The following is a 12,899-nucleotide window of genomic DNA, read 5'->3' on the forward strand; positions in this document are numbered from 1 at the left end:
GCTGGCGGTGACCGCCTTTTGATTTATTACGAAGGGTAAAATAAATCCCGTTTTGTTACTTTGATGGCTATCACGTTTCGACAATTACAGAGGCGCACTTTACGAAATTTCTCACTGAAGCGCATCGGTAATTGACGATAAAAAGCTGACCCTGTCTGAAAAAACAGGGTCATGCAGGCAGGTTACAGATTAATTACAGAGGCTGAAATAAAAGCCGATCACGCGCCAAGCTGGCTCATCGGGATATGGAACAGCGTTGAGAAGTTTTGCGTGGTAGCGGCGGCCAGCGTTTCCACATCGATCCCTTTCAGTACTGCCAGGTAATCGGCAACATCGCGTGTGTAAGCAGGCTGATTCTCTTTACCACGATACGGCACTGGCGCCAGATAAGGTGAATCCGTTTCGACCAGCATCCGGTCCAGCGGCACATAACGCGCCGCTTCGCGTAACTGTTCTGCATTACGGAACGTGACGATACCGGAAAAGGAGATATAAAAGCCCATATCGAGCAGCTTAGCTGCGGTGGGCTGATCCTCAGTGAAACAGTGCAGCACACCGCCACAGCGTTCCACCTGCTCTTCGCGCAGAATCGCCAGCGTATCTTCGCGCGCATCACGCGTGTGGACAATGATCGGTTTATTCAGTGCAATCCCGGTACGGATATGTTCCCGGAACGAGCGCTGCTGCTGATCTTTTGTCTCAGGCTGATAATGATAATCCAGCCCGGTTTCACCGAGCGCGACGACCCGAGGATCGGCAGAGAGCTGGCGAAACGCCTCAACGTCATAGGCCTCTTCCTGATTCAGCGGATGCACGCCGCAGGAGAGCGCAATATTTTTCCGATCGCCGACCAGGCTCTTCAGGGTATGGAAACCCGGCAGCGTGGTGGCGATGGCCAGCATAAATTTCACATCACGTGCCGCCGCTTTGGCGATCACATCATCCAGGTCACGATGGTTCTTTTCATAGTCCAGGCCATCAAGATGGCAATGGGAATCCACAATAAACATAATTACTCTCAGATAGGTTTAGCACACCTGCGCGGGCTTCTGTTTGTCCGCCCAGCTCAGAAGCTGATCGGTCAGCAATAATTCGCGATTCACTGACGCTATATGCAGTAACTGCTCGCGACAGCGCATCCAGGCCAGGGTACTGCTGTTGAGCGCGCTGGCTGAAAAGTATCCGGCCAGCAACTGCACCACATCCTGACGGTCAATATTACTCAGCCACTGACCTGCATTTTGCTGCCATTTCATCGCATCCAGCAGTAAAGAGAGCAGCCAGCCGATACGTGCTGCCGCATCGTCAGCATTCAGCGCAGGCAGCAGTTGCAGGATGTCCTGCTGCAATGCCGCGGGCAGCGCATCGCAAAGCTTTTGCCGCGCCTGCCACGGCCCGTTTTCCAGCAGGCTGAGCGCCGCGCCCGGCGCACCTGCGCTGAGGCGTAGCGCCGCCAGCAGCATCTTTTCATCGTGCGAGGACTGCTTTTTCAGCCAGAGCAGACTTTGTCCTTCATCGGGCGGCGTCAGATGCAGCGTCATACAGCGACTGCGCAGCGTGGCCAGCAGACGTGACGGATCGCGACTGCTGAGGAAGAACCAACTGTTGGCTGGCGGCTCTTCCAGCGTTTTCAGCAGGGCGTTGGCCGCCGCTTCCGAAAGCTGCGCGGCATCCGGCAGCCAGACTACTTTCGCGCCGCCCTGCTGACCAAAGTGATACATTTTTTCTGTCACCTGCCGCACCGCGTCGATGCCCAGGGTACTTTTGCCCTTCTCCGCCTCTAACCGATACCAGTCAGGATGCGTGTTAGCCTGCATCAGCTGGCAACCGTGGCACGCTCCACAACTTTTCAGTCCATCCGGCTGCTGGCACATCAGCCAGCGGCTCATCCCCCAGACCAGCGCGTCATCGCCCATCCCAGCCATCGCCTGGATCAATAGCGCATGATGCGCGCGATTCTCCTGATGCTGGCCAATCACCTGGCGATAAGGCTGATTCAGCCACGGATACCAGTTCATCACATCTGCTCCGCCAGCCAGCTGTCCAGCGCCATCTGAAGTGACGCTGTCACCTCGGTCAGTGACTGAGTTGCATCGATAGTCAGGATAGTGGGATCGTCTGCGGCCAGCGCCAGATAGCGTGTACGGGTACGTTCAAAGAAGCGCAGCGACTCCTGCTCGATGCGATCCAGCTCACCGCGCGCACGGGCGCGCTGCAGGCCGATCTCAGGCGTGACATCAAGATAGAGCGTCAGATCGGGACGGAAATCGCCCAGGACTGCATCTCGCAGCGTCTGCATCAGTTCGCTGTCCAGACCACGGCCACCACCCTGATAAGCCTGAGAGGAGAGATCGTGACGATCGCCAATTACCCATGCACCGCGAGCCAGTGCCGGTTTGATTACGGTCTCCACCAGCTGAACCCGCGCCGCATAGAGCATCAGCAGTTCGGCTTTATCCGTCACCTGCTCACCCTCAATGCCCTGCTTGACTAACACCCTGAGCTGTTCTGCCAGCGGCGTACCGCCAGGCTCACGGGTAAAAACCAGATCACTAATGCCACGAGCGCGCAGCGTAGCGACAATGGCGTCGCGTGCGGTGGTTTTTCCGGCGCCTTCCAGGCCTTCGATGACGATAAACTTACTGTTCATTTTTTTCCTTTAGCGTCTGCCGGTAGACCTGCACCGCCTTATTATGGCTGGCGAGGTTGGTGGTAAACGTATGTCCGCCCTTGCCGTCTGCAACAAAGTAGAGATAGTTCGTTTTCTCGGGATGGGCCGCTGCCTGCAGTGAGGCTTTGCCCGGCATCGCGATCGGTCCCGGCGGCAGACCATTAATGATATAGGTATTGTACGCGCTCGCCGTCTCAAGATCTTTGCGGGTCAGCGTACCGTTATAGCTGTCACCCATGCCGTAGATCACCGTGGGATCGGTCTGTAAACGCATACCTGTGCGCAGGCGATTGATAAACACCGAGGCCACGCGCGCCCGCTCTTCGCTGACGCCGGTCTCTTTCTCAATGATCGAGGCCAGGGTCACCAGATCCTGTGGCGTTTTGTACGGCAGATTATCCGCCCGTCCCTGCCAGACCTCATCGATGGTTTTCTTCATCCGCTCATGCGCGCGTTGCAGCAGCGCCATATCGGTCGTGTTGGCGGTGTAGAGATACGTGTCCGGGAAGAAGTTGCCCTCCAGTTGCTCAGGCTCCACGTTGAGTGCGCTGGCAAGCGTGGCGAACTGATCATCTTTCAGAGTGTGACGGATATAGGGCGCTTTACGCAGCTCATTGAGCCACTCTTTCAGCCGCTGCCCCTCCACAAACCGTAAAGGGAACTGCGCCTCTTTACCACTGGCCAGCAGCTGTAACAGCGAGCGCACGGTCATGGCCGGTTCAAGGCGATAGGTGCCCGCTTTAAAGGTCGCCAGCTCCGGCTCCAGACGCAGCAGCGCGCCAAACCAGATACTGTGTGGAATGATGTTTTTCTCTTCCAGCTGTGCCTGGAGCGCGACCCGGCCCGTACCGGCTGGCAATGTGTAGATTGTTTCCTGCTTAATGGTCAACGGAGTAGCCGCAAACTGCTTAACCTGCCAGTAACTCAGCGCAGCCGCGAGACCCACAATCGCCAGCAGGCTGACGAGAATTTTTTTGCTTCGAATCATGATGCATCCATTATCTTTTTACAGCCTGCGTGCAACTGATTAAACAGCGAGCGCTCAGTAAACTGTACGGCTTCTATCTGTCGGACCGGCAGAACCGGCATCAGCGCGTTACATATCACCACTTCATCAGCGGCCAGCAGCTGTGCCGGTTCGCTTTTTATCACCTGACAAGCCTGACCTGCTGCTGCAAGTTGCGCCATCAGACTTCGCCGCATAATGCCATCCACGCCTGACGCGGAGATATCAGGCGTAAAAATTTGCCCGCCCTGCCGCCAGAATAAATTGGCCGCACAGCATTCCACCACCCAACCTTCAGTGTCAAGCACCAGCGCCTCGTCAGCGTCTGTCTGGTCAAGATGAGCCCGAATCATCACCTGTTCCAGCCGGTTAAGGTGCTTGATACCGGCAAACTGCGGGTTTCGCGCCAGACGAATCGGACTCAGCCGGAGTAAAGCTCCCCGCTGCCGTAAATCGGCGTAGTGTAGCGGCCAGGGCGCCAGCAAAACGACCCGGGTGGGTTCACCACAGCCGCGCCGGCTGTAACCCCGTCCGCCGCTGCCCGCGCTGATAATCACTTTCAGCACCGCCTGCGCCTGCTCATGCGCGGCCTGACTCATCTCAGCCTCAAGCTGATCCCAGTCGACGCCGCCAATCCATAACCGCTCGCAGCCCGCTTTGAGGCGCTGGATGTGGCTTTCCAGCAGCACGATTTTCCCCTCGCGCACAGCAGCGGTAGTAAAACAGCCATCCCCAAACTGCAGGCCGCGGTCGCTGGCGGCCAGCGTCGATTGTTTGAATCCGTTAATCCACATGGTTCTCTCCTGAGCGTGACCCGTGATTTCAGCGCATTCTGCAGGATAAAAAAAGGCCCGCATCGCGGGCCTTTTTAACAATCTGCAACGATTACACTTTACGGAAGATCAACGAACCGTTGGTTCCACCGAAACCAAAGGAGTTACACAGGGTGTACTCCAGACCGGGAACCTGACGCGCGGTGTGAGGCACGAAGTCGAGATCGCAGCCTTCATCCGGATTGTCCAGGTTAATGGTCGGTGGGATGGCCTGGTCGCGCAGTGCCAGAATCGAGTAAATTGATTCAACAGCGCCTGCGGCACCCAGTAAGTGTCCGGTCATTGATTTGGTTGAGCTGACCATGACACTGCTGGCTGCTGCCCCAAAGACCGATTTCACCGCCTGCGCTTCCGCTTTATCACCGGCTGGCGTGGAGGTACCGTGCGCGTTGACGTAGCCAATCTGCTCTGGCGTAAGCTGAGCATCACGCAGCGCATTGGTCATGGCCGCCGCTGCACCTGAGCCATCTTCTGGTGGTGAAGTCATGTGGTAGGCATCGCTACTCATACCAAAACCTACGATTTCTGCGTAGATTTTCGCACCACGTTTCTTCGCATGTTCGTACTCTTCGAGCACCACAATGCCAGCGCCGTCACCCAGCACAAAACCGTCACGATCTTTATCCCACGGGCGGCTGGCCGCTTGCGGGTTATCGTTACGGGTTGAGAGGGCGCGTGCTGCACCAAATCCACCGACGCCTAATGGCGTGCTGGCCTTCTCTGTGCCACCCGCCAGCATCACGTCAGCATCGTTATAGGCGATGATACGTGCGGCATGACCGATGTTATGCACACCAGAGGTACAGGCTGTCGCGATAGAGATGCTTGGACCTTTCAGGCCATACATGATGCTGAGATGACCCGCCACCATGTTAACGATGGTTGAAGGCACAAAGAATGGGCTGATTTTACGCGGGCCGCCGTTGACCAGTGAGGTATGATTCTCTTCAATCAGACCTAAGCCACCGATACCGGAGCCAATTGCTGCGCCCATACGGCTTGCATTTTCATCGGTAATAACCAGACCGCTGTCCTGCATGGCCTGCATACCGGCCACAATGCCGTACTGGATGAAGGCATCCATCTTGCGCTGATCTTTGCGCGAGATGTAGTCATCACAATTAAAATCTCTTACCAGACCTGCAAAACGGGTTGCATAAGCACTGGTATCAAAATGGTCGATCAGGGTAATGCCGCTCTGACCGGCAAGGAGAGCACTCCAGGTAGACTCTACGGTATTGCCGACAGGAGACAACATGCCAAGACCAGTCACAACTACACGACGCTTAGACACGTTCGTCCTCCAGGGAGGGGAAATAGGGAACTATGTGGGACAAACAAAAAATCAGGCGGTCGAGCGACCGCCTGAAGATATTCATTAGCCTTTATGGCTATTGATGTAGTCGATCGCTGCCTGAACGGTAGTGATTTTCTCAGCTTCTTCGTCTGGAATCTCAGTATCAAACTCTTCTTCCAGAGCCATCACCAGCTCAACGGTATCAAGAGAATCGGCACCCAGGTCTTCTACGAAAGATGCAGAGTTGGTGACTTCTTCCTCTTTCACACCCAGCTGCTCACTGATGATTTTCTTAACGCGTTGTTCGATATCGCTCATACTATTTAATTTCCTATCAAAACTCGCTTACGCGATGGTTTTCGTAGTGTATAAAATGGTGAAAAAGATGCAACAAAATCCCGGCTGGTCGAACCACGATTTTGCGTTATTTTGCGGTTTTAACCGCAAATAAAGCAAATGATTTCGTGATTTATCAGACCATGTACATTCCGCCATTGACGTGCAGCGTTTCACCTGTGATGTAGGCTGCTTCGTCAGAGGCTAAAAATGCCACAGCATTGGCGATTTCCTGTGCATCGCCTAAGCGACCCGCAGGGACTTCCGCCAAAATACCGGAACGTTGATCTTCGTTCAGTGCCCGCGTCATGTCAGTCTCAATAAAGCCTGGAGCCACGACGTTGACGGTAATGCCACGTGACGCGATTTCGCGCGCCAGTGATTTGCTAAAGCCAATCAAACCCGCCTTTGCTGCTGCGTAGTTTGCCTGGCCCGCGTTACCCATGGTGCCAACAACGGAACCAATGGTGATGATACGGCCCACGCGCTTTTTCATCATGGCACGCAGGACCGCCTTAGAAAGGCGGAATACCGATGTGAGGTTAGTATCCAGGATATCCTGCCACTCATCGTCCTTCATGCGCATGAGAAGATTATCACGCGTAATGCCTGCATTATTGACTAAAATATCCACTTCGCCAAATTCAGCGCGAATATTCTCTAAAACGCTGTTAATTGAATCAGCGTCAGTTACGTTCAGTAACAGGCCTTTACCCTTGTCGCCAAGGTAAGCACTGATGGCATCGGCGCCACTCTGGCTGGTTGCAGTTCCTACCACTTTGGCACCACGTGCCGCCAGTGTTTCTGCAATCGCACGACCAATGCCGCGACTCGCGCCGGTAACCAGCGCAACTTTACCTTCAAAGCTCATGATTTTCCTCTTATTCCTTACCGAGTGCAGCCGTCAGGGATGTCGTATCGTTAACGGCAGCCGCTGTCAGGGTATCGACAATACGTTTAGTCAGACCGGTCAGGACTTTACCTGGCCCCATCTCCAGTAGTTGTGTCACGCCCTGTGCCGCCATCGCTTCCACGCTCTCGGTCCAGCGAACCGGGCTGTAGAGCTGACGAACCAGCGCATGACGGATGGCCGCAGCGTCAGTTTCCGCTTTCACATCGACGTTATTGATCACCGGTACTGCAGGGGCATTAAAGGTAATGCTTTCCAGGGCAACGGCCAGTTTATCGGCAGCGGGCTTCATCAGTGCGCAGTGAGAAGGCACGCTGACCGGCAGCGGAAGAGCACGCTTAGCGCCCGCAGCTTTACAGGCAGCACCCGCACGTTCAACGGCTTCTTTGTTACCCGCAATAACCACCTGGCCCGGCGAGTTGAAGTTAACCGGTGAAACGACCTGGCCCTGCGCGCTTTCTTCACACGCTTTACGGATAGCCGCGTCATCCAGGCCAATAATTGCCTGCATTGCGCCGGTGCCTTCTGGCACCGCTTCCTGCATCAGTTTGCCGCGCAGTTCAACCAGCTTCACCGCATCCGCAAAGTTAAGCACACCCGCACAAACCAGCGCCGAATATTCGCCCAGGCTATGACCGGCCATCAGGACAGGCTGTTCACCGCCCTGCTGCTGCCAGACACGGTAGATTGCTACAGAGGCGGCTAACAGTGCAGGCTGAGTCTGCCAGGTTTTGTTCAGCTCTTCAGCCGGCCCCTGACTCACTAACTGCCACAAGTCATAGCCCAGCGCGTCAGAGGCTTCACGGAAGGTCCCTTCTACCAGCGGATACGTCGCCGCTAATTCAGTCAGCATGCCCACAGTCTGTGAACCCTGACCCGGAAAAACAAATGCAAATTGCGTCATCTTCTGTTCCTGTCAATCAAAAGCGAACCAGCGCAGAACCCCAGGTGAATCCACCACCAAAGGCTTCCAGCAGAATAAGGTGTCCGGGTTTGATGCGGCCATCACGCACCGCTTCATCCAGTGCGCTGGGCACCGATGCAGCAGAGGTATTGCCATGGCGATCCAGTGTGACGACCACTTTATCCATGGTCATACCGAGTTTTTTCGCGGTAGCGCTGATAATGCGCAGGTTAGCCTGATGCGGTACCAGCCAGTCCAGCATTTCACGATCGAGATTATTGGCCTGCAGCGTTTCATCAACGATGTGGGCCAGTTCGGTGACGGCAACCTTGAAGACTTCGTTACCTGCCATAGTGACATAGGCAGGCTGATCCTGATGGGCACGATCCTGATAAGGCAGCGTCAGAAGCTGTGCATAGCGACCATCGGCATGAAGATGGGTAGAGATAATTCCCTGCTCTTCGCTCTGGCCCAGCACGACCGCACCCGCGCCATCACCAAACAGAATGATGGTGCCGCGATCGTCCGGATCCAGCGCGCGTGCCAGGACATCAGCGCCGATGACCAGAGCATGCTTAACCGCGCCATTTTTGATGTATTGATCAGCTACGCTCAGTGCATAGGTGAAACCTGCACAGGCGGCAGCAAGGTCAAAGGCCGCGCAATCTTTGATTTCCAGCATTTGCTGGATCATGCAGGCGGAGCTGGGGAAAGCATGGCTGGACGACGTTGTGGCGACAATAATCAGCCCAACATCGTTCGCGTCAATGCCTGCCATTTCAAGCGCGCGTTGCGCCGCGCTGAATCCCATGGTGGCGACGGTTTCGTCAGGCGCAGCAATGCGACGCTCACGGATGCCGGTACGGGTAACAATCCACTCGTCCGACGTCTCCACCATTTTTTCCAGATCGGCATTGGTGCGAACCTGGCTGGGCAGATAACTGCCCGTACCGATAATTTTGGTATACATCTAGGCTTTGTCACTCCTGGCTAATACAGCATCAAGGCGCGCAGCAATTCGCTCGGGAATTTGCTGCCTCACCGCCTGCTCTGCCTGTTCTATCGCCACGGCGAAGGCGTGTTGATTTGCTGCGCCGTGACTCTTGATCACTGTTCCGCGCAATCCTAACAGACAAGCGCCATTGTACTGGTCAGGGTTGAGTTGTCCGAAGCGCTTCGCCAGACGTTTCTGGATTAAGCGCCCCAGCAACTGAAGCCACCATGACCGTTTTTTACTTTCCCCTGATGACTTCAGCAGAGAAAGAAACATTCTTACCACGCCTTCCATCGTCTTCAGCGTGACGTTTCCGACAAAACCGTCACAGACCATCACATCTGTTTTACCGGTAAGCAGTTCGTTACCTTCAAGGTAACCAATATAGTTGATTTGCGGTGATTCTCGCAGCACTACTGCGGCGTCGCGGATGGTTTCCAGCCCCTTGGTCTCTTCGTGACCAATATTAAGCAACGCGACGCGGGGCCGTGGAATACCAAGCACATGCTCAGCCATCACCGACCCCATCACAGCAAACTGCACCAGCATCGCACTGTCTGAGCCCACATTCGCACCCAGATCCAGCACCACGGTTTTACCCTGTTGCTGATGCGGTAAAACGGACATCAGCGCAGGACGCTTAATCCCATCCAGCGGTTTTAATAAGAGTGTCGACAGCCCCATCAGCGCACCGGTATTACCAGCGCTGATGCAGGCCTGTGCACGTCCCTCTTTAACCATCTCCAGTGCCACGCGCATTGAACTGCCGCGACTGTTCCGGATGGCCTGAGCGGGCCGCGCATCACTTGCAATAACCGATTCGGCAGGGATAACCTGCAAACGCCCCATCAGGGAGGAATCCGCTTTGGCAAGCAATGGCGTGAGGGTGTCGGGATGTCCGACCAGAAGAAGGAATAGTTCCGTATGAGAGGCCAGTGCCTGCAATGCTGCAGGCACTGTCACGCAGGGACCGAAGTCCCCGCCCATGGCATCAATCGCCAGGGTCAAACGTGTCAAGGTATCGCCTTGCTAAGCAAGAAACTTACTTAACGATAACCTTGCGACCGCGGTAGTAACCGTCCGCAGTGATATGGTGACGCAGATGAGTTTCGCCAGAAACTTTATCTACTGACAGAGCAGCAGTGGTCAGCGCATCGTGTGAACGACGCATACCACGCTTAGAACGGGTGGGTTTATTCTGTTGTACGGCCATGGACCTTACTCCTATTACTTACGCTTTAAACTGGCTAATACGGCAAATGGATTTGGTTTCTCCGCCTCTGCAGGCAGTTTGCCAAAGACCATGTCCGCCTCGGACACTTCACAGTGTTCAGAATCGTGCACCGGAACGACCGGCAGCGCGAGAATCAGTTCATCCTCGACAACCGCCAGCAGATCGATCTCACCAAACTCGTTGACATCGACCGGCTCGTACGCTTCCGGTAGTGCCTCGGCCTGCTCTTCAGAAGAGACAGGGCTGAAGCAATAACTCACTTTTACGTGATGGGGAAAGGTCTGGTTGCAGCGCTGACAACGTAACGTCACCTGAACTTCAGCAGTACCCGTCAGTACCGCCAGACGTTGGTTATCAACCGCAAACGACATGGCACAATCCACATCACTGTCCACACTAACGACCGACTCGGCCACACGCTCCACCTGAACAGATGTGTAGACACCCTGATAATCAAGGCGCTTCTGAGCGGTGCGGACAGGGTCCAGCGTTAGGGGTAATTTTACCTTTTGCATAGGGCGCGCATATTAACTTTGTAATGTCATAGAGTCAAAGAAAAAGGCCGTTAAACAGCATCTTTCAACCACTATTCGCATCCAGTGCGGCGCACAGTTTAAAATGACTGTCACCAATTCGCTATCACTATTGAAAAAAAATGACGCCATCAATTCTTTTAGCTTCAACCTCGCCCTTTCGGCAGGCATTACTGCGCAAGCTGGGCCTGCCTTTTATTACCGCTGCGCCTGAGGTGGATGAGTCACCGCAGCCCGGTGAAAATGCCGAAGCGCTGGTCACCCGTCTTGCTGTAGCGAAAGCGCAGGCGCTGGCAAAAGCCTGGCCTGATCACTGGATAATCGGCTCAGATCAGGTCTGCGTGCTGGATGGCGCGATCGCCGGTAAGCCTCATACGGCAGAGAATGCGCGGGCGCAACTGCGTGTCGCCAGCGGTCAGGCGATTACCTTTTACACCGGGCTGGCTCTTTTTCATCCGGCCAGCGGCAGGCTGCTGCAGTGTTGCGAACCCTTCGTGGTGCATTTCCGCTCCTTAACGGACGCTGAAATCGCCGGGTATGTGGAAAAGGAGCAGCCGCTGCAATGTGCAGGTAGTTTTAAAAGTGAAGGTCTGGGAATTTGTCTGTTTGATCGGCTGGAGGGGCGCGATCCTAATACGCTGGTCGGGCTGCCGCTGATTGCACTCAACGGAATGTTGCAGCAGGCCGGCATCAACCCTTTAACGGACTGATGCCGGAGAACGATTACACTTTCAGCTGACGCAGCTTATTCAGGCACTGCTTCAGGCCATCATCCAGTGGCGCTTCAACACGCATGACTTCGCCAGTGCCGGGATGAGTAAAGGTCAGTGCCGCCGCGTGCAGGAACAGGCGTTTCAGACCTGTTGACGCCAGCTGACTGTCAAAGTCACGTTCGCCATAGCGATCGTCGAAGGCGATGGGATGCCCGGCGTGCAGCGTATGGACACGAATCTGGTGGGTGCGTCCGGTGACCGGACTTGCTTTCACCAGCGTGGCAAACTCAAACCGCTCTTCCACTTTAAAACGGGTTTCAGAGGCTTTACCTTCGCTGCTGACACGCACGACACGCTCACCGCTCTGGAGAATATTTTTCAGCAGGGGAGCCTGAACGACCTTAAGATGTGACGGCCAGTTGCCGCGCACCAGGGCCAGATAATCTTTCTGCATCCCCTTTTCACGCAGTTGCTCGTGCAGGGAACGCAGCGCCGAGCGTTTTTTTGCGACCAGCAGAATGCCCGAGGTGTCACGATCCAGGCGATGCACCAGTTCCAGGAAGCGCGCTTCCGGGCGCAGCGCGCGTAGCCCTTCAATCACCCCAAAACTGAGTCCGCTGCCGCCATGCACGGCAGTGCCAGAGGGCTTGTTCATCACCAGCAGCGACTCATCCTCAAAGAGGATAGCGTCCGCCAGCGAAGCGACCTTTGCCAGCTTAGGTGATACGGCATCTTCATCGCGTTCCGCTACCCGGACCGGCGGAATGCGTACCTCATCACCCTCCTCCAGCTTGTACTCAGGCTTGACGCGCTTTTTATTCACCCGTACCTCGCCCTTGCGTACGATGCGATAAATCATGCTCTTTGGCACACCCTTGAGCTGGGTGCGCAAAAAGTTATCAATACGTTGTCCGGCATTTTCAGCCGTGATGGCGACAAAATGTACGCCGGGATTCTCTGTTTTCATGGCGGCGATTCTAAATAGTGTCCCCTGATAGCGCCACCCCTTTTTCTGTGCTTAACTCTGGGGTTAATGTGATGGCAGGTCGCTTCTCTGCTGGCTTTTTCAGCAAACCGCTGCTTTGTCCGACACATTAGCAAGTTAAATGTAAAGAAACTTCACAAGCTGGCTAAAGTCGCCTTGCTATATGAAGGTTAGCAATGGAATAATGCCTGAGTTTCTTAACTGAAGCATTTCAGTGCAGAAACCGAGCGAAATTGTCATTTTGCCGGATTGAGCAGACACGCAGCAATGGCGTAAGACGTAATGCGAAATCAGGCACTTAGCGGGCTGCGGGTTGCGGCCTGGACAACAGTATGGGATGCACGGGTTTTCTTTATTCTCTCAGGCATTTCCACTATCTGGTGCTGTTTTTCCTTATGAAAAACAGGCCACCGACGTTATTTGCGCCCCTCGCGCGGTCGACAGCCGTGAGGTTGACGACATTGCACTAAGTCACGGGGCCAT

15 protein-coding genes are annotated in these 12,899 nt (G+C 54.9%); 1 reads left to right on the top strand and 14 read right to left on the bottom strand.

Translation table 11 applies throughout. From position 1 onward, the window contains the following. Positions 1–218: 218 nt before the first annotated feature. The 13 genes from ACTJKZ_RS07115 to yceD all read right to left on the bottom strand — a co-directional run bounded on the left by ACTJKZ_RS07115 (position 219) and on the right by yceD (position 10,700). A complete protein-coding gene (locus ACTJKZ_RS07115; protein ID WP_440829407.1) occupies positions 219–1,010 on the bottom strand; it encodes a metal-dependent hydrolase in 792 nt (263 codons plus the stop codon). A gap of 18 nt (positions 1,011–1,028) precedes the next feature. Beyond that, entirely contained in the window at positions 1,029–2,018 is a 990-nt protein-coding gene (holB, locus tag ACTJKZ_RS07120) for a DNA polymerase III subunit delta' (protein ID WP_161733761.1), read from the bottom strand. Then, positions 2,018–2,650, bottom strand: coding sequence for a dTMP kinase (gene tmk, locus ACTJKZ_RS07125; protein WP_161733763.1), 633 nt, complete (start codon positions 2,648–2,650; stop codon positions 2,018–2,020). Before tmk ends, holB begins: the two co-directional genes overlap by 1 nt. Continuing rightward, on the bottom strand, positions 2,640–3,659 hold the full coding sequence (yceG, locus tag ACTJKZ_RS07130) for a cell division protein YceG (protein WP_440829408.1): 1,020 nt from the start codon (positions 3,657–3,659) through the stop codon (positions 2,640–2,642). The genes tmk and yceG overlap by 11 nt, the downstream gene beginning before the upstream one ends. Next, positions 3,656–4,471 carry an aminodeoxychorismate lyase gene (gene pabC / locus ACTJKZ_RS07135; protein WP_161733768.1) on the bottom strand — a complete coding sequence of 272 codons (816 nt, stop codon included), beginning with the start codon at positions 4,469–4,471 and terminating at the stop codon, positions 3,656–3,658. The genes yceG and pabC overlap by 4 nt, the downstream gene beginning before the upstream one ends. A 91-nt stretch (positions 4,472–4,562) precedes the next feature. After that, entirely contained in the window at positions 4,563–5,804 is a 1,242-nt protein-coding gene (fabF, locus tag ACTJKZ_RS07140; protein ID WP_260057894.1) for a beta-ketoacyl-ACP synthase II, read from the bottom strand. Positions 5,805–5,888: 84 nt separating this feature from the next. Then, a complete protein-coding gene (gene acpP, locus ACTJKZ_RS07145) occupies positions 5,889–6,125 on the bottom strand; it encodes an acyl carrier protein (RefSeq protein ID WP_003849865.1) in 237 nt (78 codons plus the stop codon). Positions 6,126–6,279: 154 nt separating this feature from the next. Continuing rightward, entirely contained in the window at positions 6,280–7,014 is a 735-nt protein-coding gene (gene fabG, locus ACTJKZ_RS07150; RefSeq protein ID WP_013357455.1) for a 3-oxoacyl-ACP reductase FabG, read from the bottom strand. Between the two features lie 10 nt (positions 7,015–7,024). Beyond that, positions 7,025–7,957 carry an ACP S-malonyltransferase gene (gene fabD / locus ACTJKZ_RS07155; RefSeq protein ID WP_161733772.1) on the bottom strand — a complete coding sequence of 311 codons (933 nt, stop codon included), beginning with the start codon at positions 7,955–7,957 and terminating at the stop codon, positions 7,025–7,027. A gap of 16 nt (positions 7,958–7,973) precedes the next feature. Beyond that, positions 7,974–8,927: a beta-ketoacyl-ACP synthase III gene (locus ACTJKZ_RS07160; RefSeq protein ID WP_161733774.1), complete on the bottom strand. Its 954-nt coding sequence runs from the start codon at positions 8,925–8,927 to the stop codon at positions 7,974–7,976. Further along, positions 8,928–9,968 carry a phosphate acyltransferase PlsX gene (plsX, locus tag ACTJKZ_RS07165; protein ID WP_161733776.1) on the bottom strand — a complete coding sequence of 347 codons (1,041 nt, stop codon included), beginning with the start codon at positions 9,966–9,968 and terminating at the stop codon, positions 8,928–8,930. Between the two features lie 25 nt (positions 9,969–9,993). After that, a complete protein-coding gene (gene rpmF / locus ACTJKZ_RS07170) occupies positions 9,994–10,164 on the bottom strand; it encodes a 50S ribosomal protein L32 (protein ID WP_003849870.1) in 171 nt (56 codons plus the stop codon). 14 nt (positions 10,165–10,178) lie between these two features. Next, positions 10,179–10,700 carry a 23S rRNA accumulation protein YceD gene (yceD, locus tag ACTJKZ_RS07175; protein WP_008925931.1) on the bottom strand — a complete coding sequence of 174 codons (522 nt, stop codon included), beginning with the start codon at positions 10,698–10,700 and terminating at the stop codon, positions 10,179–10,181. Between the two features lie 140 nt (positions 10,701–10,840). Here yceD and ACTJKZ_RS07180 point away from each other — a divergent pair, with 140 nt between their 5' ends. Next, positions 10,841–11,428, top strand: a complete 588-nt coding sequence (locus ACTJKZ_RS07180; RefSeq protein ID WP_161733778.1) for a Maf family protein — start codon at positions 10,841–10,843, stop codon at positions 11,426–11,428. A gap of 13 nt (positions 11,429–11,441) precedes the next feature. Here ACTJKZ_RS07180 and rluC read toward each other — a convergent pair whose 3' ends face one another. Continuing rightward, positions 11,442–12,398: a 23S rRNA pseudouridine(955/2504/2580) synthase RluC gene (gene rluC / locus ACTJKZ_RS07185; RefSeq protein WP_161733780.1), complete on the bottom strand. Its 957-nt coding sequence runs from the start codon at positions 12,396–12,398 to the stop codon at positions 11,442–11,444. Positions 12,399–12,899 lie beyond the last annotated feature (501 nt).

This window comes from Pantoea sp. 22096 (assembly GCF_052045955.1).
Classification (GTDB): domain Bacteria; phylum Pseudomonadota; class Gammaproteobacteria; order Enterobacterales; family Enterobacteriaceae; genus Pantoea; species Pantoea alfalfae.

What these genes read in the sequence shown, in the direction of transcription:
- ACTJKZ_RS07115 (WP_440829407.1), bottom strand. Translation starts at nt 1,010, where the DNA reads ATGTTTATTGTGGATTCCCATTGCCATCTTGATGGCCTGGACTATGAA.
- holB (WP_161733761.1), bottom strand. Translation starts at nt 2,018, where the DNA reads ATGAACTGGTATCCGTGGCTGAATCAGCCTTATCGCCAGGTGATTGGC.
- tmk (WP_161733763.1), bottom strand. Translation starts at nt 2,650, where the DNA reads ATGAACAGTAAGTTTATCGTCATCGAAGGCCTGGAAGGCGCCGGAAAA.
- yceG (WP_440829408.1), bottom strand. Translation starts at nt 3,659, where the DNA reads ATGATTCGAAGCAAAAAAATTCTCGTCAGCCTGCTGGCGATTGTGGGT.
- pabC (WP_161733768.1), bottom strand. Translation starts at nt 4,471, where the DNA reads ATGTGGATTAACGGATTCAAACAATCGACGCTGGCCGCCAGCGACCGC.
- acpP (WP_003849865.1), bottom strand. Translation starts at nt 6,125, where the DNA reads ATGAGCGATATCGAACAACGCGTTAAGAAAATCATCAGTGAGCAGCTG.
- fabG (WP_013357455.1), bottom strand. Translation starts at nt 7,014, where the DNA reads ATGAGCTTTGAAGGTAAAGTTGCGCTGGTTACCGGCGCGAGTCGCGGC.
- fabD (WP_161733772.1), bottom strand. Translation starts at nt 7,957, where the DNA reads ATGACGCAATTTGCATTTGTTTTTCCGGGTCAGGGTTCACAGACTGTG.
- ACTJKZ_RS07160 (WP_161733774.1), bottom strand. Translation starts at nt 8,927, where the DNA reads ATGTATACCAAAATTATCGGTACGGGCAGTTATCTGCCCAGCCAGGTT.
- rpmF (WP_003849870.1), bottom strand. Translation starts at nt 10,164, where the DNA reads ATGGCCGTACAACAGAATAAACCCACCCGTTCTAAGCGTGGTATGCGT.
- yceD (WP_008925931.1), bottom strand. Translation starts at nt 10,700, where the DNA reads ATGCAAAAGGTAAAATTACCCCTAACGCTGGACCCTGTCCGCACCGCT.
- ACTJKZ_RS07180 (WP_161733778.1), top strand. Translation starts at nt 10,841, where the DNA reads ATGACGCCATCAATTCTTTTAGCTTCAACCTCGCCCTTTCGGCAGGCA.
- rluC (WP_161733780.1), bottom strand. Translation starts at nt 12,398, where the DNA reads ATGAAAACAGAGAATCCCGGCGTACATTTTGTCGCCATCACGGCTGAA.